Consider the following 23,610-nt stretch of genomic DNA (forward strand, 5'->3'; position numbering starts at 1 on the left):
TAATCTTCACGAGGGCATGATTTTTGCTTTGTCGTTTCTTTAGGGGGAATTTTACAACCCAATGCTTATAAAGACTTTTTTCCTGCAAGGGACTATTGGATATGCACCACTTTTCCTACATCTTTGAAAGTATAGACTTCAACGCATTCATAGATGACCCTCGGCTCAAACGGGTTTTTGACGCTGTCTTTGCGGGTCTTGCACTGATCTTTGCCCTGCCCTTGCTGGCGCTAATCGCAATTGTCATCATTCTGGTCAGCCGGGGCGCACCGATCTATTCGCACAAGCGCGTCGGTCTTGACGGGCGTACCTTTGGCTGCCTGAAGTTCCGTTCGATGGTTTCGAACGCCGACGAAGCCCTGCAAAATCTGCTTGAAAACTGCCCCGACGCAGCCCGTGAATGGCAGGCGCAGCGCAAGCTTCGCAACGATCCCCGCATTTTGCCGGTGATCGGACATTTCCTGCGCCAATCCAGCCTTGATGAGCTGCCGCAGTTCGTCAACGTACTGCTGGGGGACATGAGTGTCGTGGGGCCGCGCCCGGTGGTTCAAGACGAGTTAGAGAAATACGGTTCGAGAAAGAGCCTGTATCTTTCGGTCCGTCCGGGTCTCACGGGGCCATGGCAGATCGGAAACCGGTCAAACGAAACCTATGAGAACCGCGTGAAACTGGATGCTTTCTATGTTGCAAATCGCAGCATGGTCACCGATCTCGCGATCATCCTCGCCACTGCACGGATGTTTCTGCGCGGTCGCAATCGGGATGCATTCTAGAGCCTGTTGCGTCAAATCGGATTCGGGAAAGACTGCGAATGCATTTGCAGGAATGGCTCTATTTTCGCCGCCGCAGGCAGCGCAGCCACCAGCCAGCGACGAACAGCAGGCCGAGCTGCGACAGGATCGCGCGCCACGCCGGGCGATGGACAAAAATGGCGTCGATTTTCACGGTATCTGCGGCGACAAATTGGCCCCGCACCGACACAACCTCTGCGTCTGCCGGGACGGCGCCCTGCAAGACAAAGGTTTCGCCCGTCCAGGCCCGCAGGCGCGCCACGCCGTCCGGCCCGATCAGCATTGGGGTGCGGTCGAATTCAATCGCTTTACCTAGTCTTTGCGTCCCGACATCAAGCGTCGCAGCAAAATGCAGATCGGCACGTTTCGCGCCGGGCATCAACACAACGGGCAGCGACAGCCAGACAAGCATCAGCGCCCCGGCCAACACGGGCCGTGTCGTGGGACGCAGCACCGGCCGACCGCGCACCGGCTGCACGGCCCAAAACGCATGGAGCGCGACGGCAACCCCTGCCACCGACAGCCCAAGGCTGATCGGGCTCTCAGGCCAATACAGTCCAAAATTCACCAAATCCCACGAAAATGGTGCGAAAAACAGCGCGCCATTGGCCCATTTCGTCTGTGTCGCATCCAGCAGCAAGTGCATCACAACACCAACGGCCAGAATCACGAAGGTCCGCCCCGGACGCCGCGATAGAAGCGCCAGCGCCGCCCCAAGGATCAGCGTCACCAACAGGCTGCTTTGCACGGCGACGTAAAGGCGTAACGGGATCGCCGGTATTTCGGGCACGAGAACGGTCGCCGCCCGCTGTACGATCCACGGGATGTCCGGCAACACGCAGCCTGCAAGAATCCATTTGAAATCCGCATCACGCAGGAAACCCCGCGTCGCAAGCGTCTGAACGGCGATATGGGCCAGTGTGTTCGGCATGATCCGTCCGATTTGTCCTTTCCGCCGAACCCCGGCATGGGTTTCCCCCGGCACGGCGGTTCAACCGTGGGACACAAAGCCCCAGAACCGCGCCGCCAGAAAGGTGCCCGCCGGCACCACAAGGATCGCCACGGCAAGTGCTGCGGGTTCCGGGATCGCCTTGGCTGCACGCAGAAATGCCAGCAACCCGTTGTTCACCGCAAACCCCGCAAGTGCGATCACGCCATAGCGCCACGCCGACCGCCCAAAACCGTCCGACAGGCCGAAGGTGAAATGGAAATGCCCGACCAGACCGGCGACGAAAGCCACTCCAAACCCCAGGGCGTTGCTTTGGAAAGCGCCCGCGCCCATGGCGAGGGTGGCCATCGCCACGCCAAGATGCACAAGTGTGGCAATCCCGCCCACGATGGCGAACCGCAGCGCCTTGGACAGCTCAACCCGAGCCGATGGTATCGGTGACGTCTTGACCATTGCGATAAACCCCCTGTGCCAGATAAAGTGGGCGGCGTTTCGTCTCAAGGAACAGCCTCGAGAGATACTCACCGATCACCCCGAGCGACATCAGCTGAATGCCCCCCAGAAACAGGATCGCCACCATGATCGAGGCATAGCCGGGAACGTCGCGTCCGAAAATCAACGTGCGCACCACGATGGCCGAGGCATAGAACACCGAAATCACCGCGACGAGACATCCGACATATGTCCAGATCCGCAATGGCAGGGTCGAAAAACTGACGATGCCGTCCAGCGCGAAATTCCACAGCTTCCAGTAACTGAACTTGGTCTCACCCGCCGCGCGTTCGGGTCGCACGTAATCCACACCGACCGACGGATAGCCGACCCAGGCGAACAGACCCTTCATGAAACGGCTGCGTTCCGGCAGCCGCTTGATCGCCTCCACCACCACGCGGTCCATCAGGCGGAAATCCCCGGCATTCGGCGGCACTTCGGTCTGCGACAGATGGTTGAAAAAGCGATAGAAAAGCCCCGCGGTCGTCCGCTTGGCCATCGTGTCGCTGGCGCGGTCCGAGCGCAGGCCATAGACCACGTCATAGCCGGCGCGCCAGCGCTCAAGGAACGCCAGAATCACCTCTGGCGGGTCCTGAAGGTCGGCGTCCATCGGCACGATGACATCGCCCGTGGCATGTTCCAGACCGGCGGTCATCGCGATTTCCTTGCCGAAGTTGCGGCTCAGGTTGATGACAACGACGCGCGGATCGCGGGCACTCAGCTCCAGCAAAGTCTGAAGCGTGGCATCGGGCGAGCCATCGTTGACGAAAACCATCTCGATCCGGTGGCTCGACAGATGCGCGTCGACTGCCGCGACGAACAAAGCGATGGATTCAGTCTCTTTGTAACACGGTACCACCAGCGAAATCAGCGGATCGGCCACGCGCGGTCGGGTTGGCAAAAGCGGTGCCGGTGCCGGTAACGGCAGCGATTTGGTTTTGATGCTATTATGTTGCATCTGACCGCACCCATTTGGAATAATATCGGCCACCCCTGTCACCCGGCGGTGCGGCAGTGCGGGTAAATCCCGCCTCCGCCAGGGCTTCGAGGATCGGACCATACAGCGCTGCCTTGTCGCTCTCCATCGCGCCGCGCTCGATGGTATAGACCAACAGGATCAGCGAACGGGTCTGGGCGAGCGCGCGGATGTCCACAGCCGCCGCACCCCAGCTTTCGGGATCCGGGGCCAGCAGGTAAGCCGGGGTCGTCGGTGGCAGCGAATAGGCCGCCGCCAGCACCGTGCCGCGCCCGTTCCCCGAATCGATAATCAGCAGGCTGTCCTGCGGGCCCGCGGCTTCGATCTGGTCGCGCATTGTCAGGAAGTAGTTGCCGCCCCGCGTGCCGATCGCCTCCCATCCGAAATTCTGCGCGGCAATCTGGGCGATGATCAGGATTGCCGCCGGGGCCATGCGCAACCATGCCCGCCCGCCGCCCGTCGCGCGGTCCAGCGCCGCCCCGGCCCAAAGCACGCCGCTGGCCGCAAGAAAGCTGAGGAACGGCGCAAAGAACAGGAAATACCGGAAGGTCATGAACCAGCGATCCAGAAGGATCGAGGCGGCAAGGAAACAGGCAATCCCCACCGCGGGCACCCAGAGCGCAAGCCAGGCAAACGCGCCAGAGGCCCCGGTGCGCCGCCACCTCCACAGGCATGTTACGGCCCCCGCGATCATCGCCAAAAGGACGATATCGCGGCCCCGCGCCTGAAGGAGGTTCGGCGCATCTGGCCAAGCGATCGAAAAGACCTGCGCAGGCACAAGGTTCGACGCCCCCCTGATCCAGTCCAGGATTCCGGCGAACCCGGTCATCTGCTCCGGCCGGGTGGTCATCTGCACGATCAGGACCGGCACCCACGGAGCGAACAACAACGCGCAAAGCACAGGTCCGATCAGCGCGAGCCCCTGCCGATCGCTTATCGCCCGCAAAACGCGCCACCCAAGAATCGGTACGACGACAAACAGCGCGAAATAATGCGTATAAAGAAGCGCGGCGCAGGCCAGCCCGACCCCTGCTTCAAGGCGCAACCGGCTCGGGGTGGTGCGGGCGGCGTCAGCCAGCGCAGACAAGGACCAGGCTGCGATTGCGCAGAGCATCGCCAGCGCATAGCCGCGCGCGTCCTGCGCGCTGGAACTCGCCGCAAAGGACAGCGCGAAAACCGCCGCATACACACCCCGATGCGCAGTGCCCGTGCGCCCCAGCGCCCACCAAAAAAGCCATACCGACAGCGCCACCAGCGCGACCGACACGCCCCGCGCCACCATCAATCCACCGCCGAAGATCACCCCGGCAAGGTGCACCAACACAAAGTAGAGCGGTGGATGCACGTCGGTCTCGGCGTAGCGACGGACCAGCTCGGACAGATTGGTTGAGCCGTTGAAGAAACGCCCGATATCGCCCAGCACGATCAACCCGTCGGGGGCCAGGACGAACTGATCGGCGGCAAGCGTCTGTAGCGTGATCGCCTCGTCAAACCAGATCGAGCGTTGCAACGCGCCAAACACCCAGAGAAGAACCAGGGCCGCGAACGGCAGGGCCGGGTGAAGTTTTATGGGCATCCAATAATATCCGGAGCGAAAAACATAAAGCTAATGGATTTACCCTAGCATCCCCTCATCGGTTCGCGCAATCGCGGCGGCGCCCTCTCATAAGCGGGTCAGCGGCTGCTCCACTGCGGCCCGGATCTCGGCGCAGGTCTGGCGAAAGCGGGAATCGGGCCGCGACAGCAACATTTGGCGGCGCGCCGCGATATCCGGCGCGTCCAGCCGTGTCAGCAGCGCACACAACTCATCGACCGATGGTGTCGGGATCGTCCAGCCCAGCCCGTCGCCCACACGGCGGCCGGTTTCGGTTCCGGCGACTGCGACCGAGGGACAGCCATAATAGCCCGCCTCATAAATCCGGTTGGGCAGCAGCCAAGTTGAATTGGTGCCCCATTGCCAAAGGTCCTGACTCCAGACCAGATCGCAATCGGCATAGATCCGGGCCAGACCGTCGGGATAGGCATAGGGGCCAAGATATCGCAGGTTGGGATTCGCAGCGAGCGTTGCGTCGAAGTCCGGCAAGGCGTGACGGTGCACGATACCGTGCATCCGCACCTCGATCCCGTCGCCCAGACGGCGTGCCGTTTCCGCCAGGATTGCAAGACTGCGCGCACAACGCAGCGCACCAACCCACCCCAGCACCAACGGATCACCCTGCGCACGGGGCTTTACCGCCTCGGGCGCGGGGCGAAAGGCAGGGCCCGGCCCCAGCCACAGCTTGTTCTCCAGCAATGCCACCGGCCCCGACCAGCCCTGCAAAGGCGCGAAATAACGCTCCACGAAAGCCGGAGACGAGACGATCAACGCCGATGTGCGGGCCAATAAGCGCCGCTCGAACGCGCGCGCCACACGCCCCTTGCGGCCCGGATTCGTCATCAGTCCGTGAATGTCGAGACATTCATAGATCAGCGGCGGCGCGGGCCGCATCATGGCGCGGGCCGCTGTCGCGATGGCCAGCATATCGAGGTTGCGCGCCACGATCACATCGAAACCCGACAGCCGTTTGCGGTGCCGGGGCAATGCCGCAATCGCGCCCGCGATGGCACTCAAACGCTGTCCCATTGCCGCATGTCGGGTCGTGCCAAGGTGGATATTATCCCAGAAAACCCCAGTGTCGGGCCCCGTCCCCTGCCCGTCCCGCCGCATGGTCGCGGCGCTCACGTCAAAGCCACAGTCGGTATAGGCGCGGATTCTGCGGATGTGCGAAGGCTCTGATGCATCGAACCCGAAAAACAGGAGGCGCGTGCGCCGTGTCTGCGCGCCATCAACAGCAAGGGGCCGGACAGGAGACGGTATCAGGGCGCTTTCCTTGCGATATCGGACGGTCCGCGCGCATTGTCGCGGCATCTTATCTGTTTGAACAGTGGATATTTAGCATGGCGTCGCGGGGTCGTCCAACCCGGCAGCCCGGTCACCCCCGCGGTTTGCATGGGTCGTCACGTTCGGTTAACGGCATCGTCGGCGCTTCGGATGGGCTGTCACGCCCGCTGAACAGGCCCAGTCCCAACCGCGCGATCCCGGCGATATCACCGAAACGCCGTGCCGCAACCGCTTCGCGCAGACGCCACCGCAGCCCCCGGTTCAATGCGCGTGCAATGGCGGCACCGGGAGGGCCAGACCGGGCCAGATGGGCCAATGTGTGCCGAACCTCAGGTATCATGGCCTGAACGATGCCGTGCTTGCCCCCCATGGCGCGTCGGCAGATCGCGACTTCAAGCTCACTCAGCGGATGCTCCGGCGCCACCTCGGCTGCGGCGCCGAAATCCTCGCACGCCGCCGCCCAATCGGTTCGGCGCGCATAGACACACGCCCGCTGCAATAATCCGGCGCGGCGGACGGCGTCGGGCGTGCCCTCAAACAGCGCCTCATAAAGCGACAACGGAACGCTCTTCCGGAAGGGTGCAAAGACGTCACGGTCCGCAATCTGCCAGACCTCGCCCGAGCGCGCTGCGGCGTGCCGCGCTGTCGCAGGGCCGCGTGCGCCGTCGTGCTTGCGTTGCAGGAACACTGCCTTTTCCGTCATCACCACCGGCGCCCGTACTGCCAGTCGGACGATCATGTCATAGTCGATGGAGCGCGGCAGATCTTCGCGGAATCCACCGACCGCCTCATAGGCCGATCGACGCACCAGCGTGGCATTCTGGAACAGAAAGATATCCTCAAGCAGGTGACGCAGGACCGATCCCTGCGACAGGTCGGGCCAATAGCCCGGCCCCCGTTCGATCCGCGCCCCGGTCCCGGGGTCGGTGTGAAAACGCCGATAGCTGCCGCCCGCGACGTCAGCGTCGGATCGCGCCCCGAGAAGCCCGGCCAGCGTTTGCGCAGCATCAGGCAGAGCAATGTCGTCGTCGTCGCAGATCCAGATCAGACTGCCTGTCGCCTTGGCCATCGCAGCGTTCAGCGCCTGCGACTTGCCACCGTTGGCGGATCGAAAATAGCGTACCGGCCCGGCGGCGGCCCGCGCCACCGTTTCGGTCGCGTCGGTCGATCCGTCATCCCAGACAATAATCTCGTCTACCGGGCGCGTTTGGCTGGCGATCGAGGCGAGTGCTTCGGACAGATACACCGCCCGGTTGTATGTGGGCACGATCGCCGTGATTGTTTGGGCCATTAGGTGCATTTATCCTTCGACGGACGGTGCTGGAACGTGCTAATTATTCAAACAATTGATAATCGGAGCCGAAGAGGCAAGTCAGCTTTTCTGCACCCGGTGAAATTTATTTCGGGACCTAACAATGTTCGGACACGCAAACCCGACGCCGTTTTTCCGTTTCACGACATGTGTCGTGCTTTGCCTTGCCCTGTTTCAGGGGCTTGCATTGCCGGGATACGCGCAGACTGTCGGCACACCGACAGGTGAAACCCCAGCGGGGGCAGACCGGACCAACGGCGACGCTTACGAATTTGGCCCGATGGACCAAATCCAGTTGCGCGTGGTCATATGGGACAACAACGCCCTGACCTTTCGCAATCTCGAGGTGGTCAGCGGAACCTATGGTATCGGCACGGACGGGCGGGTCATGCTGCCGATTATCGGCGGTGTCGCGGCGGCAGGGACACGCGCCGACGATCTGGCCGATGATATCGCCGAGGCCTTGAAAGAGCGTATGGGATCGCGCGAAGCCCCCAGCGTCGCCATTGAAATCGCCAGCTACCGACCGGTCTTCGTGCTGGGCGATGTCGCGCGGCCCGGCGAATACGCCTTTCGACCCGGCATGCGCGCGATACAGCTTCTCGCGCTGGCAGGCGGCTATTACCGGCTGTCGGAGGCAGGTAGCGGGCGGCTTGAACAGGAGACCCTGAACGTCACGGGCAACCTGCGCGAGCTTGAAGTCAACCTTGCGACATTGCACGTCCGCAAGGCGCGGCTGGAAGCGGAATCCGCCGACCGCGCGTCGTTCGACCTGCCCGATGGCGTAACACATCCCGGCGGGCCCGACTCCGTGAACGCGATCCTTGCCCGTGAGCGCGAGATCTACGAAACCCAGCTTGAATCCCATGCGCTTCAGGTTGAATCTCTGCAATCCAGCCGGGCGCTGCTTGTGCGTGAGGTCAGTGTTCTGACGCAAAAGCTTGAAGCGATCACCCGTCAGGTCAATATCATGGCCGAGGCGGTGGGGAACCTTGAATCCTTGCTTGCCCGGGGGCTGACACGTTCGCCCACCCTGCTCAATTCCCAGCGCGCGCTGTTCGATCTTGAGGCGCGCGAGCTTGACGCCGAAAATCAGATATTCCGAGCCACCCAGTCGCTGCAAGAGGTCGAGCGCACCCTAAACGAGACGATCCAGAAAAAAACCCGCGAGAATCTGACGCAACTGCAATCCATCAATACCGAAATCGACCAGCTTTTGTCACGCCGCGAGACGCAGCGCGGCCTGCTGTCCATCACGCAGCAGGCCTCGCTGCTGATGGATACTGCCGACACAGACGCGCCAGTGCCCGTCTTCCGGATCGCACGCGACGTGGGCGGGGCTTTCGTGAGCGAAACAGTGTCTCCCGACGCCATACTGCGGCCGCTCGACACGCTGGAAATCAGTCTGACCGACAATGAGGTTTCGCCATCGAACTAATGGCACGACACCATCCCCGCCGGCCCGGTTGCCGGATATGCGGTGGCGCCAATGGGCGCGGTGGCATGCGTCTGGTCCATGCGATGCGCAAACTATCAAGGGGCGTGTTATAATGCTTGATGCCAACGTCTTCTGGACCTCCGACGAATTGTCGATTCGCCCCGAAGTGTCCGTGGTTGTGCCGATGCACAACGAAGAGGACAGTGTGCGTCCACTTTACGATGCAATCGTCGCCGCGCTGGAGCCCGCTGGTATCGACTTTGAACTCTTGCTGGTGGATGACGGCAGCGGCGACGAAACCTGTGCGCGGGCCGGAGCCATCGCCGCCGAGGATCCCCGTGTCGCGGTCATGGAGTTTCAGCGCAACTTTGGCCAGACCGCCGCGATGCGGGCCGGAATCGAATATGCGCGGGGCCAGTATCTTGTGACGATGGACGGCGATCTGCAAAACGATCCGGCAGACATCCCGATGATGCTGGACAAGCTGCACGAGGGGTACGATCTGGTCGTCGGCTGGCGGGTCAAACGCAAGGACAAGGCGCTGTCGCGCAAGTTGCCGTCCAAGGTCGCCAACTGGCTGATCGGCAAGGTGACCGGCCTGCCGATCCGCGACAACGGCTGTTCGCTCAAGGTGTACCGCGCCGAGGTGATCAAGGCGGTGCCGCTGTATTCCGACATGCACCGGTTCATCCCGGCGATGACGATCCCGATGGGCGCGCGGATCGCTCAGGTGGGCGTGCGCCACCATGCCCGCCAGTTCGGGGAATCGAATTACGGATTGTCGCGGATTTTCAAGGTGCTGCTGGATTTGTTGTCGATCAAGGCGTTGCTGTATTTCGGGCGCCGCCCGCTTTCGGCCTTCACGATGTCCGCTGTGGTCGTGGCGGGCCTTGCCATCGTCTCGGCGATCTTCATCGGGACGACAAGCGGTGGATCACAGGTGGTGCGCATGACGCTCTCTGGTCTTTTCGGCGTCACGGCAGTGTTTCTTTTTCTGTGCGGCGTGGTGGTCATGCTTGCCTTCCGCAACGCCGCCAATCTGATCCGCGGCAAGGATGAGCGGACTTAAAACGAAAAAACGGGGGTTTTCACGATATGAATCGTGCCATCAACAATGATTCGCCGCACGAACCGGCGCCCGGGCTGTCGGTTGTCGTTGCGGTCGACGGCGCACCTGATCTGCCGGCCATGCTTGCCGCTTATCGTCCTTCGCTGGACGCGTTGGGCCTATCCTACGAAGTGTTTTGCGTTATCAACGAGCGCGACACCGAATTGCAAAGATCGCTCGAGGATCTGTCCCAGGGGTGGGACGAGCTGATAATCATGGGCCAGCGCACCTGGGTAGACGAGGATGCCGCCCTGCTGAAGGCAGTCAACCGAAGCCGCGGCGACCATGTGCTGACCTTGGCCGGCTGGCCCGAGATCGACCCCGCCGCCCTGCCCCGATTGATCGCGGCGGCACAGGATGCCGACATGGTTGTGGCCGCCCGCGAGGGGCGACAGGGATCGTTGCGCAACCGCGTACTGCAATGGGTTTTCGCACGGTATTTTGGCAATTCGGTTTCCGATATTTTCTGCCGCACGCGGATCACCAGGCGTGTGGTGCTGGAAGAAGTCAGCGGTTTCGGTGTGCGCCAGCATTTCCTGCCCGCCATCGCAAGCGAACTGGGCTATTCGGTGACCGAAGTCGTCGTCCCTCAGGCCGACCGCGATGCGCCGGGGGCAGCGACCTTCGTGTTCAAGCCGTTCGCGCATTTCCGGGCGCTGTTCGATGCGCTGACGCTGTATGTGGTGTTGAAATTCCTCCGCCGTCCGCTGCGATTCTTCGGGGCGATCGGTCTGCCCATCCTGCTGGTCGGCTTTGCCATCACGATGGTTTATCTCATGGCGCGAATCTTCGGCGCTGTGGCATTGGCCGACCGGCCGGGGCTGATCTTTGCGGTTCTCATGATGGTATTGGGCATCCAGGTGATCGCGCTGGGGCTGGTCGGAGAGATCATCGTGTTTGCCAACAACCGGAAATTACGACAATATTCGGTGAAAGCGCTGATCCGGCGTAAACCGTCCGGCAACTGACCTGCGCGCTGCCGATTTGCTACACAGTTTCCACTTTTTCCGTAACGTTCCCTCGGCATTGCGCACCGTGCCGCTTGAGGCGAAGTCTTGCGCCTGCTATCATATGATGGCCTGAACGTCGAATTTCCGACACCTGCATTCGGGCGACAGGCGTGATTGAACGTCTTATTATTGTACTTAATTTTTGCATTTCTCAAGGCAGACCATATCGGCGGCGAGGTCAGCATTGTGAAGGAATGATGGGTTTTGGATGAACAACGAGACGAATGGCAGACTCGGACGAACGGCCATTGGCCGCAATCTTGAATATAGCGATGCCCCGCGAGACGATTCATTCACCCTTAACCTTGGTGACATAGCCCGTATTCTGTGGCGCAACGTCTGGATCATCGCGCTTTGCGCAGGCTTGGGCGGTGCGATCGCCACCTATCTGGTGCTGCGGATCACGCCGATCTATGTGGCCACGGCACAGATCCTGCTGGGGCAGGAAAACCGGGCGGATGACGCGCTCGGATCGCTGTTCAAACGTGCGGATCGTGACAACGGCGAAATCTATGGCGAAATTTCAATCATGACCTCGGGGCGCTTCCTGTCTCGGGTGTCGGAAACGCTGGCTCTTGCCGATCTGCCGGAATTCAACCCTGCCCTCGTGCCCGCGCCCCCGGCACCCTCGCTGTTTGCGACCGCAACTGAAAGCCTGAAGTCCTCGATCAAACAATTGCTCGGCAAACAGGATGCAGATCCGGAACCGGCCGCCCCGCAAGACGGCGATATCGCTCCCGGGGTGCCCGCCAGCGGTGCCGACCGGGTCCGCTCGGCCGCCACCGCCGAACGGTCGGTGCGCGGCGATCAGGCGGTCTATGTCGATACCCTCGCAAGACGGTTGAGCGTGCGCCAACAAGGTAACTCGTCGGTTCTTGATATCCGGTTCACGTCTCCCGATCCGATGGTTGCGGCGGCGGTGGCGAACACCGTCGCGGATCAGTACATAACCTTTCAGCTTGAGGATAAGCTGGCATCGATCAAGCGCCTGACCGACGGGTTGGACAAACGCATATCGGACATGCGTAGCCGCCTCGAAGCCTCGGAACGCAGCGTGATCGCCTTCCGCAGTCAAAGCCTTGACGGTGACAGTGGCGGCACGGATTGGATGGACCAGCAACTGGGCGAATTGTCGAGCCGTCTGGTCAACGCGACCGCGCAACGCTCCGAGCTGGAGGCCGAAAGGACGCAGATAGCATCGTTGATCAAGGAACAGGGTGCCGTGGCGGCCGCCGGTGTTCTCGACTCGGACCTGATTCGCCGTCTGCAACAGGAACAGGCGGAATCCCGACTGCTCGAGGTGCGGCTGCGCGACCGGTTCGGCGACACCAGCGGTCGGCTTGAGGATATAACCGATCAGATCGCCGAGACCGACAAGGCCGTCGAAAACGAGGTCAGGCGTATTCTCGCAGAGATGGAAAACAAGGTCGCCGTAGCGGCCGCACGCGAGGCGTCGGTCCGGCGCCAGTTCAAAGAGCTGGAACAGGCCTATCTGGGCTGGGCGCGCGAACAGATCGAGCTTTCCGAACTTGAACGCGAACGTGACGCCAACCGTCTGATTTATGAGACCTTCCTGACCACCTTTACCCAGAGCACCGAGATGGTCACGTTGCAGGCCGCAGATGCGCGGGTGGTCAATTATGCCGAACCGCCGCTCAGTCCTGCCGCCCCGCGCAAGAAAATAAGCGTTGCGCTGGGCCTGATCGCCGGTCTTTGCGCCGGTCTGGGCGTTGCATTTCTGCGCGCCTTTCTGGACACCTCGGTGGATGGCCCCGCCAAGCTGCGCCGCCTGCTGGGTGGCGTGCCGGTCTACACCACAATCCCGGTTGCCCGCGGCATCCTGCGCCGCATGGACCCGATCAAGGCGATCGGTCAGCCACGCAACGCAGCGCTGAAAGAATCAATCCGCACCCTGCGCAACATGCTGATGATCGGGCGCGCGACCTCGGGGTGGAAGATATCGGTGATGTCGGCCTTGCCCAACGAAGGCAAAACCACGACCAGCCTGCTGCTGGCCCAATCCGTGGCGCAAACAGGCAAGAGCGTGATTCTGGTAGAAACCGATCTTCGCGGCGCTTCCATCACGCGTCTGTTGAAGGTGCCGCAACACCCGAGCCTGAACGACCTGCTGTCCGGCATCGTCACCGAACCATTGCACAAGGACGACGTGACCGGCGCCTATATCCTGCCCGCGCAAAAGGGCAACGACGATCCCGGCGGATTGCTTCTCTCGGAACGCATGGCTGGAGTGATCCGTCAGCTCGAGTCCGAATTCGACATCATCATTTTTGACACGGCTCCGATCCTGTCGGTGTCCGACGCTCTGCCGATCCTGCGCCAGTCCGACGAGATCGTGCTTGCGGTGCGCTGGAAGAAAAGCTCGGTCGACTCGCTGAACGACTGCATGCGCAAGCTGCGCCACGCCAACATCACGCCCACCTGTGCCGTGCTGACGATGGTCGGCCGACGCAATTTTCGCACCTACTGGTCCAAGGACTATGCCGTGTACTGAGAGGGCGTGCCGTAATGCTCGCTTTGGGGCAGCGACAGGCATCCGGCACAGACCCCGACATGCAATAGACTGCGCAATATCCAGCGGTTCCGCCGCGCCTGCGCGGGCGCACAAAGCAGCGCCGCCGCCGCGCAATAGCCCGCCTTGCCGAACGCGGCCACTCCCAGCTTGATCCGCTGCGCCTTGCTTGTGGCTGACACGGCATAGCTCTGCCCCATGCGATACCGACGCCGGGCCAGCCATCTCAGGCTCAGCCGGGCCTGCGGCACGCTTTCCCACGCGCGGGCGGCGTCACAGATTTCGAAACGCGCTCCGGCGCGGCGCAGGCGAAAGAAAAACTCGGTGTCCTCGCCGCCTGACCGACCCCGCGCCAAATCGAACCGCTCTGCCGTCCAGGGCACATCATCCCCCCACCGCAAAAGCGCGTTGCCGCTGATCCCGGTTTCAACCTGCCCGTTGCGCCGCACCGGATAGCTGGAGTGATAATCGCCCGCGCGGATCCAATCCGATGCGGTGTCGTCATAGGCCGCGATGACCGGTCCAAAGACGGCATCCGCGCCACCCGACCGGGCCGTTGCAAGAAGCTGCGACAGCCAATCCGCTGCGACCCATTCGTCATCATCCAGAAAGGCAATGTAATCCGCGTCGGCGGCATCAAGGCAGGCATTGCGCGCGACAGAGATATTGCGCGCCGGGGCGTGGATATAATGGATTGGCCAGGGAAGATCTGCCGCCGCGCCCTGCACCACGTCCCGCGCACTTGGGGTGTCGTCGTTGTCGGCGATCACAACGCGGATTGCGACATCCGCAGGCCCGTCCATCGCGGCGAGCGATTCCAGCGTGCGCACCACTTCGGGACGGCGGAAGGTGCAGATCAGGATATCAACCCGGCGCGCAGTCACGCTGCTTGCTCCCCTGCGATCATCTGCCACAAAAATCCCGCGCCCCAGAAATTATGCATAGCGCCAAGCGCGACCCCGGCCCAAAGCCCGCAAAGGGATCTTAACCGCACCGCCGCAACGCACGAAACTGCGGCAAGAACAACCCCATAGGCGGCAGGCAGCACCAGAAGCGGCGGCCAGACCGGCGCCATTGCGACTGCCAGCGCCAGAACCGCAAAGTTCAGCGCCGGAACCATCTGCCTGAGCCTTGGCCGCATCCGGTGCTTGCGGACGGTCCGCGCGCGACCCCGCCCGTAATTCCAGTATTGCCGGGCCAGCCCGCGCACCGTCGGACGCATTCGATAATCAACCCGAATGTCAGCATCCAGCCGGATCCGCCCCCCAGCCAGCGTCAACCGACGGTCAAACTCCGCATCTTCGTTGTGACTGAAGCTTTCGTCATAGCCGCCAATCCGGTCGAACCACTCGATGCGAAACCCCGCGTGATGCCCATGATCGACCCAACCACCGCTTCGTCCCCCGCGGTGGGCCGACCCGCCCGACCCAAGTGGCGTATCGACAACCCAGGCCGCCGCCCGTTGAAAGCATCCGCCACCAACAGCATCCATCGGCGTGACGACAGACGCAGCGTCGGGCCAGGCGGACAGGGCTTCTGCCACGCGGGCGACATAGCGCGCCGGATAGGTCGCATGGGCATCGCAGCGCACCACAAACCGCGTGCGATCATTGGCGCAGGCGCGCACGACGGTGTTGATGGCAGCCGATTGCAGACGTCCGGGATTGTGCACGAGGCAAAGCGTGGGATGATCCGCGATCATCGCCCTGACGATCGCGGATGTGTCATCGGTGCTGCCGCCATCGGCCACGACGACCCGCGCACCGGCCAGCCAAGGGTCGGCGAAAAGAGACCTCAGGCAATCGCGGATATGGGCGCCCTCATTCAGTGCGGGAACCGCGACGAGCACGTCTTCGGCAGCTATACCCGCATTGGCCGCCCCTGAGGGGCAGGCACTGGTGGCAAGGGACCGGGGGGTTCGGTCGGCAGGGGCATTGATGTTTCGCGTAAGCATGTTGCTGCCCAGCCTGCCGCATTGCGGCGGACCGGGCAAACTAAAACATCCGGGCTGGACGCAAAGATCACGCCGCGCCCCTTTTGGGGGCCGGCGCGATCAGGTGGCGCGCGGTCTAGAACAGGATGGCGTCAGCCTCGACAAGGTCGACGACCGTCAAGCCATCGGTTTTCCGAAGGAGGGCGATCTCTGTGAAGGTGTCGCCACCGCCATCGGCATCCACCCAAAGCCTTGTGGACGATCCGCTTTCGGTGAGACGCACATAGTCTTCGGGCGTGGCCAACGCATCAACGGGCAAAATGTCGGAAAGATCGAGCATATCGCCGTCGCTGAGGGAAAAGTCCCTGATGTCGTCGCGCCCAGTGTGCAGATCCTTTGACAGAAAGACGAAGGTGTCGGCGCCATTTCCACCGTGCATGGTATCCGAACCGGTGCCGCTGACCAGCAGATCGTCGCCGCCCAGTCCCCTGATCCCGTCATTACCGGCCTGACCATAGATTTGGTCAGCAAGCTTTGTACCGCTCAACGAATCGTCGAGATTGGTTCCGTTTATCGCGCCTGCAACCGGTACGCCTGCAGTGTCATCGGATGGGCCGTCTCCATTCGGAGTGCCGCCCGTCGGTGCCCCGTCGGCCACCAGCCGCAACGTTCCCGCCGCCACCGAGATCTGTTCGGGTGTCATGTTCCGCAGTTCGGCCACGGATACCGATCCTGTCCCCGGAATATCGACCGAGATGGTCACACCCAGATAGCTGTCAGCCACCGAGACCGCCGCCGCCGCCGCTGCCGCGTCCCAGCCAAAGGATTTAGCGATCGCCGTCAGATCCACCACGTCGCCGTCAAGCGGCGTGAAATCCTCGACCCGGTCGCGACCGGTTTGCAGGGAATCAGGTCCAAAGACAAAAGTATCCGCCCCCGCTCCGCCACCAAGGTTGTCCTGACCCGCGCCGCCATCCAGCGTGTCATCGCCGTCCCCGCCGCGCAGCCGGTCACGGTCTGCGCCGCCAAGCATCAGGTCATCACCCGAGGTGCCGGTCATCCAGTCGGCGCGCGATGTGCCGGTGATCGCGTTCTGCGGCACCGGAGGCGTCACAGTATCGCCACCGCCAGTATTGCCGCCGCCGGTGTCACCACCGCCGGTATCACCGCCGCCAGTATCGCCGCCGCCGGTATCACCACCGCCAGTGTCGCCGCCGCCAGTATCACCACCGCCGGTATCGCCGCCGCCAGTGTCGCCGCCGTCAGTGTCGCCGCCGCCAGTATCGCCGCCACCGGTGTCGCCGCCGCCGGTATCGCCGCCGCCAGTGTCGTCGCCGCCAGTATTGCCACCGCCGGTATCACCACCGCCAGTGTCACCACCGCCGGTGTCGCCGCCAGTGTCATTGTCGCTTCCTGACCCAAACCCCAGATCATAATCCGGATTGCCGATCTTCGGCGGCTGGAAGTCGGTCATTTCATACTGCTTGAGAAAGCTTTCCTCGAATTCACGCAGTTCGATATTGATGACCACGGGATGATGTTCGGCGGTCAGCCGGTCGGTGATCCAGTGGACCACCGGGGAAAACCAGCTGCCGTCGGGCCGCTCGACTGCGCCGTGCAGGTCCAGAAACTCGTCCATTGTGAACTCGGAGTGGTATGTCTTGTTGCCACCGTCGAGTGTGGCGCTGAGGCCGGACACCTGCCTATGGTTCGGCGTCTCGAAATACTCGTTGAAGACCCGCGTGCCAACACTGTCGAGCGTTGTACCGCTGATATGGATCCCGAGATCGCTCGGCGTCACGGTCAGATCGGCGTTGCCATCGGGCGTGAAGGTCACGTGGTCAACGGGCTTGATGCCAGTGCTGTCAATGATCTCGGGCGACAGATACTTGTTGCCGAGCCCGCTTTTGTCGCTAGTAGACACGAGGGTATCGACGTTCTTGGTCGTCACGTCGATCATCAGACCTTCATGAGCGAGGCCCTGCACACCATAGACGGAATCGTAATTCACCACCTCGACGTTGTTGAGGATACCCGACGAGGTTTTCACGCCGGTCACAAAGGCGGTCTTGGCATGATCGTTGCCGATGAGCAGCGAATCCTTCACCAGATAGTTCGATGAATAGTTCATCATGTCGAAGGCGGTGCCGGCCATTTCCCAAGCGGTGTAGTCTTCGATGACACTTTGCAGGTCACTGTCCTCGGAGAATGCGCGGTGGAAGATGCGGATCCCGGTTTCCGCGGCGATGACGGTGTTGCCACTGAAGCTCGTTAGTGCCGGCTCCTGGTGGTCAATTGAGATATCGAAGGGCGCAGGGTCGAATTGCACCTCGTCCCGGTCGAACATATTGCGGTGAATCCCGTCGCCAGAACTGGTTGGGAACTCGAAGATCTCGCGGCCCATATAGTTCCAGCCGACTTTAACGTTCGCGGCGATGTTATCGTGTTGTTCGATGACGCGCGAATTGTTCTCATAGCCGAGTCCGTCCTGGCTCGACTTGCCGCGAACGTCGAAGCCTGTGACCTTGCTCACGAGGTTGTTCGACCAGACACCCTGCTCGTTGCCGGTCTCGGACACGATGCCGGCGCCGACCAGATCATAGACCACGTTGTCGCTGACGATCGCATTGCTCTCGTGTTGGGTGATGCCCCAACCCTTACCGCCGTTGACCGAGTTGCCGATAATGTTCGAGGCAGGGCTATCCCCCCCTGCGCCGGTCTGGTGCAGGTGGATCGAATAGCGTCCAAGCGGGTTGCTGTCGTCATTGTCGCGAGTGAAATCGGTGCGGCCCAGATCGCGGAACTCGGCATAGGCGACAGTGTTGGCAGGATCGTCTGCACCGTCGGATTCACCGTGGTGCATCATCACATGGCCACGGGTGCCGTCCGGGTTCTCGGACATCAACAGGACATTGCGCGACAGGTTGGCCACATAGGTATCAAGCTCGGCATAGCCCTCGGGCGGCGTGTGATCATAGGACAGCGGGCTGTCGAAGGTAATCGTGCCGCCTTTGATACCGGTGATCACCCGCTCTTCGTCCTGGGTCTTCAGGATCTTCTCTTCCCAGCTTGTCAGGCCCTCGTATTCGGTGCCGACGAAAAGCAGCGTGTCGCCCACATTCCAGTTGGTCGTGTCACCAGAGACGTCGACCGTGGTCGATCCTGCCGAAACGCCGTCCATTGTCAGGAAGCTTTCTTTGGTGGCGCCCTGGATCTCGACTTCGCCAAAGGCGACAATCCCATGGCCCAGCCGGCCCGGATCGACGGCAGTATCCAGCGGAGTGTCGCGAAACACGATCTCGGCATCGACATTGCTGCGGACCGGAGCGTCCGCCGTACCGATTTCCAGGTTCGAACCGTGGGTGGTGACGATGGTCTCGACCACCATCTTGGTGTCCTTCTTCTGCTCCCAGGACAGCGTGCCATCCACGCGAACGATTTCCAGCGCGACGTCGGAACGGGCATCATAGGTGACCGTCATGTCCTCGGGGATATGCACGCGCGCCTCTGCGCCGGGCACGCCGCCGCCGCTCCAGGTGGCAGGATCCGTCCAATCGCCTGAGCGAACGGCGGTATGGGTGGCTTTTTCCGGGGCAAGCAAGGCATTGGCCTGAGTCGCGTGCATCGCCTGCGTCGCTTCTGCCTGATGGTTCATACTCATATTGTCGTTCTCCTATCGAATCGCCGCGCTCTGGTGCAGCGGCGACTGCTGAATTTGTGACGTCGGGACAGATCCGCGACGGCGCTGACCATTGTCTCGAGACAAAGCTTTTTGATCGCCCCGAATGGGCGGAATCAGGTCTTTCGGTCGGGTGCAACAGACATCACCGCAGCATTGGCCATCGCTGTTCACGGGCCATCTATGCCGTTCGGCAATCCCACGACACGGCCATGTATCCAGCCGTTTGGCGTGTAATCTTTAAGATAATTCTACTACTGGCTTTGAACCTCCCTCAGGTTCGGAGGCGTAGTTAGACCAGCGTCCAAAGTTAGACAACGGACAATGGGCCGTTGTCACGGACTCTGCGGGAACACGGAGAATTACCGCTGAATGAGACAATTTATCGAGCATAATTTTGCTCATCGGGGCCGATCCATCGCGATTGGACGGGTGCCGCCTGTGGGTGAAACAACTTTACGTAGAAGTTCGCCCGGGCTTGCGCAGTGATTCCACCGTCTATCCCTGCGCCGAGATGCCCCGCTCAGCGTCTTCGCAGACGGTTCGCCATCGCCTGAGACAGCTGGCGCACAAACCGCCCGCTTGCACGGGGCCGCCGCCAAAGCGTCTGGAGGGCAGCAAACGGATCGCCCTGCCGCAGCGCCGCCAGCGCCAATTCGGCACTTGCAAGGTCACGGACGCTGCGCGCACGGTGCCGCATCATCGCGATATTTTCGGCCCCCAACCCTGCCCCGTGCCGCGCCACGAAGGCCAGATCGGCGGTGGCCAGTCGCGCCGCGTGATCGGGATTCAGACGGTGCGAGACGGATGCCTGCCCGACAGAATAAACATAGCCCGGTTCGGCCCGGAACCGCATCACCGCACCCCGCGCCAGCGCTTCGAGAACGAAATGGAAATCCTCGCCGTTGCGCAGATGGTCATCATAGCGCAGCCCGTGCGTCACCAGAAACGCGCGGCGAAAGATCGGCTTGAGGTATCCGAGACTCAACCCTTTCGTGCCGTGCATATTACCTGCTGTGTAATCCCCAAGCGTCCAGTCGCGCGCTTCAGGGTCGCCGTCGAATGCCAGCGCGGCGGTCTTGTGACTCTGCCGCGCCGCATCGTGCATGACAAGCCCGTCACAGACGATGTCGGCGCCGGTGCGATCGCCCAAATCAATCAGCGCGGCAAGCCGCCCGGGGCGGAATGTGTCGTCGGCATCCAGCACGGCCACCCATTCTCCGGTAGCCACGGCCAGCGCAGCGTTGCGGGCCGCCGCCGGGCCGCCATTGCGGGGTTGCGACAGCACGCGGACCTGCGGATGTGCGGCGGCCAAGGCGTCGGCCCGCGCGCCTGTGCCATCCGTCGAACAATCATCGACCACGATGATCTCGAGTCGCACCCCGGATTGGGCAAGCGCGCTTTTAACGCTCTCGCCCAGACTGTTTTCGCAGTTCCAAGCGGCGATGATGACGGTTGCCTGTACCATGGTCCAGCCATACACTGGTTGAGTATTAGCGTGCAAACGTCCGTGTGCTTCAGGCCGGGATTGGTGACATGAAATTCGTTGCAAGCCTTTTGCTGGCCTGTGCCGGCAGTATCTGGGTTCAGGTTGCCGATGCGGCGACGATGACGGACTCCAGCGCATTTTTGTGGCGTCCCGACGGGGCCGCTGCCGCAGCCGATGAAACCGGCCCGTCGGCCCATCCCGACGCCGATTGGTATCGCTCTGATTTCGAAATCGAGCGCGACTGGATCGGCACGGCGTGGCGACGCGATAGCGCGGTCTTCGCCGACGATCACCTCGCGCTGCGTCTGGCCCCAGTCACCGACGCCAGCACCGACAAGGATTTCTTCGGCGCCGAGGTCCAGAGCCCCGGCAATTACGGCTTCGGCCGTTATGAGGTGGTGATGCGCCCGGCGCGCGCCCATGGTGTCATCTCATCGTTCTTCACCTATACCGGGCCGCACTTTGACGCCCCCCATGACGAGATCGACATCGAGTTTCTGGGCCGGGACACCACCCGGATGTGGGTTCTGGCCTTTTCGGACGGACAGAAACTGCCGGGGGAATTTCTCGAACTGGGGTTCGATGCCGCCGATGCGCCGCATCTCTATGCCTTTGAATGGACCGCCGACGACATCGTCTGGTTTGTGGACGGGACCGAAGTATTCCGGGTGCAATCGCAAACCCCGCCAGTGCCGCAGACTCCGGGTAAAATCTATATGAACATCTGGGCCGGTGGACCGAGTCAGCGTAACTGGTCGGGGGTGGCGCCCGCCGATACGCAGACCGAGGCGCGATATTACTGCGTCTCGTTTCGGCCCGCAGGCATCGAATCACCGCAATGTTCGGACACCTATACCGGTGAGTGATCGTCCTTTCGTCGCCACCATAGTCATCGCCGCCTTCAACGCCGAAGCGACCATCGGCGCGGCGCTTGCCAGCGCGCTGGCGCAGACTGTGCCTGTCGAAATCGTGGTGGTTGACGACGCATCCAAAGACGCAACCGCCCACATTGTCGAGGCCGCCAAGGATCGCCCGAACCTGCGGCTTTTGCGACAGGATCGCAACGCTGGCCCGGCGGCGGCGCGTAACCGCGCGATTGAACACAGCACAGCGCCCTGGATCGCGGTGCTCGACGCCGACGACATCATGGAGCCGGACCGGATTGCGCAGCTGATCGCGCGGGCAGAAGCCGAAGGTCTGGATTTTTTGGCCGACGACATCGAAAAGGGCCACCCGGACGATGATCCGGGCAGTCGCACGCGCCTGTGGTCGGACACGCCAATCGGCCTGATCCCCATTGACGCGACCACATTCATCCGCGCGAACCTGTCCAGCGGGCGGGGCGAGCGGCGCGAAATGGGGTTCCTGAAGCCGGTGATGCGCCGGGCCTTTCTTGATCGGCACGCATTGCGCTATGGGCCACTGCGGTTGGGCGAGGATTACGATCTTTATGCACGGGCGCTGATCCTCGGCGCGCGTTTCGGGCTGTGCGATCCGTGCGGATATCTTGCGATCGTGCACGACGATTCCCTGTCGGGGGCGCATCCGACATGGGTCCATGCCGACCTGATGGCCGCCGATGACCGGATGCTGGCCATGCCGGGACTGACCAAAGAGACGCGCCGCGCGCTGCGCGATCACCGGCTGGAACATCACAAGAAATGGGTTTGGCGGCGGATGATCGATTCGGTCCGCGAACGCCGCCCGATTGCGGCTCTGGGATGCTTTCATGCGCCGATGCCTGTGGCGTTCGACCTGTCGCGCAAACTTGGTGCCGAAGGCCTGCAGCGGCTGGGCCGCCGGTTCCGGAGCGACTGAGCGATGGGAGTAGACACATTTGATGTCCTCGTGGTCGGCGACGCCCGGTTTCAAGGCGGGACCACGGCAGCGATGGCGGCGGATGTGGCGGGTTTCTCGGGCCTGGGGCTGAAGGTCGGGCTGTTGTTCGTGCGCTCTGCCTATCTCGATGACAGCCGCGATCCGCCCAATCCCGCAGCGCTGGCGCTCGCCGATCTTCCGGGCGTGACACGGCTGACCCCCGGCGCCGCAGCACACGCGCGCCTTGCGTTCCTGCACCATCCCATGGTGTTTTTTCGCGGGATCGAAGAGCGTTCGCCCCTTTCGGCCGAACGCGCGATGCTTGTTGCCCATCACGCGCCGTTCCGGGCAGATGGATCGCTGGAATACGACCCCGTCGCCACCCTGCGCCGGATTCGCGCAGCTCTGTCGCTTCGGGCGCAGATCGCGCCGGTGTCGGGGACGGTGCGACGGCAATTGCAAAGCTTCGCGCCGGTCGTGCGCCTTACAGGTGAGGATTGGCCGAACGTCTTTGATACCGAAGCATGGCCGCGCGGGCCGGAAATCCTCAAGGGTCCGGGCATCACCATCGGGCGGCACGGCCGTGTCGACGGATTGAAATGGCCCGGCACCGGCCCCGAGATCATGGCGACGCTGCCCGCAAGCCCCGAGGTGCGCGTGCGCGTTCTGGGCTGCCCGCACGAGGAACTGAAGCGCCGAGGCGCCGATCTTTCGCAATGGGAGGTGCTGCCCTTCGGGGCCGAGACGCCCTTGGCATTCCTGCACAGCCTCGACGTCTTCATCTTCCACTACCATCGCGATCTGATCGAAGCTTTTGGCCGCACCATCGCCGAGGCCGCGCTGACCGGACGATATTGCCTGCTTGACCCGCGGCTGCGCGCGACCTTTGGCGATGTGTTCGACTATTGCCCCCCGGCCGGGGTCGGCGATGCGCTGGCGCGGTTGCGCGCGGATCCGGCCACGGCGCGCCAACGGGCCGACGACGCGGCACGCGAGATGCGCGCACGCTATGGTCTGGACAGTGTGGGCGCGCGACTTGAACGGCTCGCCCGCGACCCCGGCACCATTTCGCGCCGTGGCGCACAGACCACTGTGTTTCGCACCCTGCGCAAGCTCGCGGGGCTCTATCGCCGCGACCGGCGCAATATCTGACAACACGTCGCTTTCCATTCTAAACTGTGTGTTCAGGCGATGACCCCGAATG

Annotated in this window: 18 protein-coding genes; 8 read left to right on the forward strand and 10 right to left on the reverse strand. The window is 62.4% G+C overall.

The window, feature by feature from the left end; all coding sequences use genetic code 11:
• Positions 1-101 precede the first annotated feature (101 nt).
• Positions 102-773, forward strand: coding sequence for a sugar transferase (locus tag FQ320_RS08405; protein WP_148471267.1), 672 nt, complete (start codon positions 102-104; stop codon positions 771-773).
• 58 nt (positions 774-831) lie between these two features.
• Here the strand turns inward: FQ320_RS08405 and FQ320_RS08410 are convergent, their stop codons facing one another.
• From FQ320_RS08410 to FQ320_RS08435, 6 genes are all read right to left on the reverse strand, one after another.
• Positions 832-1,722 carry a hypothetical protein gene (locus FQ320_RS08410; RefSeq protein WP_148471268.1) on the reverse strand — a complete coding sequence of 297 codons (891 nt, stop codon included), beginning with the start codon at positions 1,720-1,722 and terminating at the stop codon, positions 832-834.
• Between the two features lie 60 nt (positions 1,723-1,782).
• Entirely contained in the window at positions 1,783-2,193 is a 411-nt protein-coding gene (locus FQ320_RS08415; protein ID WP_148471269.1) for a GtrA family protein, read from the reverse strand.
• Complete coding sequence (locus FQ320_RS08420) at positions 2,156-3,190, reverse strand: glycosyltransferase family 2 protein (protein ID WP_148471270.1); 1,035 nt, start codon at positions 3,188-3,190, stop codon at positions 2,156-2,158. The genes FQ320_RS08415 and FQ320_RS08420 overlap by 38 nt, the downstream gene beginning before the upstream one ends.
• Positions 3,180-4,784, reverse strand: coding sequence for a glycosyltransferase family 39 protein (locus FQ320_RS08425; protein WP_148471271.1), 1,605 nt, complete (start codon positions 4,782-4,784; stop codon positions 3,180-3,182). Before FQ320_RS08425 ends, FQ320_RS08420 begins: the two co-directional genes overlap by 11 nt.
• Before the next feature lie 87 nt (positions 4,785-4,871).
• Positions 4,872-6,068 carry a glycosyltransferase gene (locus FQ320_RS08430; protein ID WP_370513042.1) on the reverse strand — a complete coding sequence of 399 codons (1,197 nt, stop codon included), beginning with the start codon at positions 6,066-6,068 and terminating at the stop codon, positions 4,872-4,874.
• A gap of 112 nt (positions 6,069-6,180) precedes the next feature.
• Positions 6,181-7,380 (reverse strand): glycosyltransferase, encoded by a 1,200-nt coding sequence (locus FQ320_RS08435; RefSeq protein ID WP_148471273.1) that lies wholly within the window; start codon positions 7,378-7,380, stop codon positions 6,181-6,183.
• Positions 7,381-7,504: 124 nt separating this feature from the next.
• On the opposite strand from FQ320_RS08435, the gene FQ320_RS08440 reads away from it, so the two are divergent.
• From FQ320_RS08440 to FQ320_RS08455, 4 genes are all read left to right on the forward strand, one after another.
• Entirely contained in the window at positions 7,505-8,839 is a 1,335-nt protein-coding gene (locus FQ320_RS08440; RefSeq protein ID WP_148471274.1) for a polysaccharide biosynthesis/export family protein, read from the forward strand.
• A 112-nt stretch (positions 8,840-8,951) separates the two neighbouring features.
• Positions 8,952-9,908, forward strand: coding sequence for a glycosyltransferase family 2 protein (locus tag FQ320_RS08445; RefSeq protein ID WP_148471275.1), 957 nt, complete (start codon positions 8,952-8,954; stop codon positions 9,906-9,908).
• Positions 9,909-9,934: 26 nt separating this feature from the next.
• Complete coding sequence (locus FQ320_RS08450; RefSeq protein WP_148471276.1) at positions 9,935-10,915, forward strand: glycosyl transferase family 2; 981 nt, start codon at positions 9,935-9,937, stop codon at positions 10,913-10,915.
• Between the two features lie 250 nt (positions 10,916-11,165).
• A complete protein-coding gene (locus tag FQ320_RS08455; RefSeq protein WP_148471277.1) occupies positions 11,166-13,469 on the forward strand; it encodes a polysaccharide biosynthesis tyrosine autokinase in 2,304 nt (767 codons plus the stop codon).
• On the opposite strand, the gene FQ320_RS08460 is transcribed toward FQ320_RS08455, so the two are convergent.
• The 4 genes from FQ320_RS08460 to FQ320_RS08475 all read right to left on the reverse strand — a co-directional run bounded on the left by FQ320_RS08460 (position 13,454) and on the right by FQ320_RS08475 (position 20,567).
• Positions 13,454-14,371: a glycosyltransferase family 2 protein gene (locus FQ320_RS08460; RefSeq protein WP_148471278.1), complete on the reverse strand. Its 918-nt coding sequence runs from the start codon at positions 14,369-14,371 to the stop codon at positions 13,454-13,456. The genes FQ320_RS08455 and FQ320_RS08460 overlap by 16 nt on opposite strands.
• The gene (locus FQ320_RS08465; RefSeq protein WP_148471279.1) at positions 14,368-15,441 is read right to left on the reverse strand and encodes a glycosyltransferase family 2 protein; all 1,074 of its coding nucleotides are present in this window, start codon (positions 15,439-15,441) and stop codon (positions 14,368-14,370) included. Before FQ320_RS08465 ends, FQ320_RS08460 begins: the two co-directional genes overlap by 4 nt.
• A gap of 115 nt (positions 15,442-15,556) precedes the next feature.
• Positions 15,557-19,081, reverse strand: a complete 3,525-nt coding sequence (locus FQ320_RS08470; RefSeq protein WP_148471280.1) for a G8 domain-containing protein — start codon at positions 19,079-19,081, stop codon at positions 15,557-15,559.
• Positions 19,082-19,622: 541 nt separating this feature from the next.
• Positions 19,623-20,567, reverse strand: coding sequence for a glycosyltransferase family 2 protein (locus FQ320_RS08475; protein WP_187393829.1), 945 nt, complete (start codon positions 20,565-20,567; stop codon positions 19,623-19,625).
• Positions 20,568-20,635: 68 nt separating this feature from the next.
• Here FQ320_RS08475 and FQ320_RS08480 point away from each other — a divergent pair, with 68 nt between their 5' ends.
• Genes FQ320_RS08480 through FQ320_RS08490 form a run of 3 tightly spaced genes read left to right on the forward strand, consistent with a single transcriptional unit; the run spans position 20,636 to position 23,558 of the window.
• On the forward strand, positions 20,636-21,454 hold the full coding sequence (locus tag FQ320_RS08480) for a family 16 glycosylhydrolase (protein WP_255509425.1): 819 nt from the start codon (positions 20,636-20,638) through the stop codon (positions 21,452-21,454).
• Positions 21,447-22,406 (forward strand): glycosyltransferase, encoded by a 960-nt coding sequence (locus FQ320_RS08485; RefSeq protein WP_187393830.1) that lies wholly within the window; start codon positions 21,447-21,449, stop codon positions 22,404-22,406. Before FQ320_RS08480 ends, FQ320_RS08485 begins: the two co-directional genes overlap by 8 nt.
• Positions 22,407-22,409: 3 nt before the next feature.
• Positions 22,410-23,558: a glycosyltransferase family 4 protein gene (locus FQ320_RS08490; protein WP_148471284.1), complete on the forward strand. Its 1,149-nt coding sequence runs from the start codon at positions 22,410-22,412 to the stop codon at positions 23,556-23,558.
• The last annotated feature ends 52 nt before the right edge of the window (positions 23,559-23,610 follow it).

Source organism: Oceaniovalibus sp. ACAM 378 (assembly GCF_008085915.1).
Classification (GTDB): Bacteria; Pseudomonadota; Alphaproteobacteria; order Rhodobacterales; family Rhodobacteraceae; genus Oceaniglobus.

Bases quoted from the DNA above. Each gene is read 5' to 3' on its own strand.
- FQ320_RS08410 (WP_148471268.1), bottom strand. From the start codon at position 1,722: ATGCCGAACACACTGGCCCATATCGCCGTTCAGACGCTTGCGACGCGG.
- FQ320_RS08405 (WP_148471267.1), top strand. From the start codon at position 102: ATGCACCACTTTTCCTACATCTTTGAAAGTATAGACTTCAACGCATTC.
- FQ320_RS08465 (WP_148471279.1), bottom strand. From the start codon at position 15,441: ATGCTTACGCGAAACATCAATGCCCCTGCCGACCGAACCCCCCGGTCC.
- FQ320_RS08470 (WP_148471280.1), bottom strand. From the start codon at position 19,081: ATGAGTATGAACCATCAGGCAGAAGCGACGCAGGCGATGCACGCGACT.
- FQ320_RS08420 (WP_148471270.1), bottom strand. From the start codon at position 3,190: ATGCAACATAATAGCATCAAAACCAAATCGCTGCCGTTACCGGCACCG.
- FQ320_RS08455 (WP_148471277.1), top strand. From the start codon at position 11,166: ATGAACAACGAGACGAATGGCAGACTCGGACGAACGGCCATTGGCCGC.
- FQ320_RS08440 (WP_148471274.1), top strand. From the start codon at position 7,505: ATGTTCGGACACGCAAACCCGACGCCGTTTTTCCGTTTCACGACATGT.
- FQ320_RS08435 (WP_148471273.1), bottom strand. From the start codon at position 7,380: ATGGCCCAAACAATCACGGCGATCGTGCCCACATACAACCGGGCGGTG.
- FQ320_RS08445 (WP_148471275.1), top strand. From the start codon at position 8,952: ATGCTTGATGCCAACGTCTTCTGGACCTCCGACGAATTGTCGATTCGC.
- FQ320_RS08415 (WP_148471269.1), bottom strand. From the start codon at position 2,193: ATGGTCAAGACGTCACCGATACCATCGGCTCGGGTTGAGCTGTCCAAG.
- FQ320_RS08480 (WP_255509425.1), top strand. From the start codon at position 20,636: ATGAAATTCGTTGCAAGCCTTTTGCTGGCCTGTGCCGGCAGTATCTGG.
- FQ320_RS08450 (WP_148471276.1), top strand. From the start codon at position 9,935: ATGAATCGTGCCATCAACAATGATTCGCCGCACGAACCGGCGCCCGGG.
- FQ320_RS08475 (WP_187393829.1), bottom strand. From the start codon at position 20,567: ATGGTACAGGCAACCGTCATCATCGCCGCTTGGAACTGCGAAAACAGT.
- FQ320_RS08490 (WP_148471284.1), top strand. From the start codon at position 22,410: ATGGGAGTAGACACATTTGATGTCCTCGTGGTCGGCGACGCCCGGTTT.
- FQ320_RS08425 (WP_148471271.1), bottom strand. From the start codon at position 4,784: ATGCCCATAAAACTTCACCCGGCCCTGCCGTTCGCGGCCCTGGTTCTT.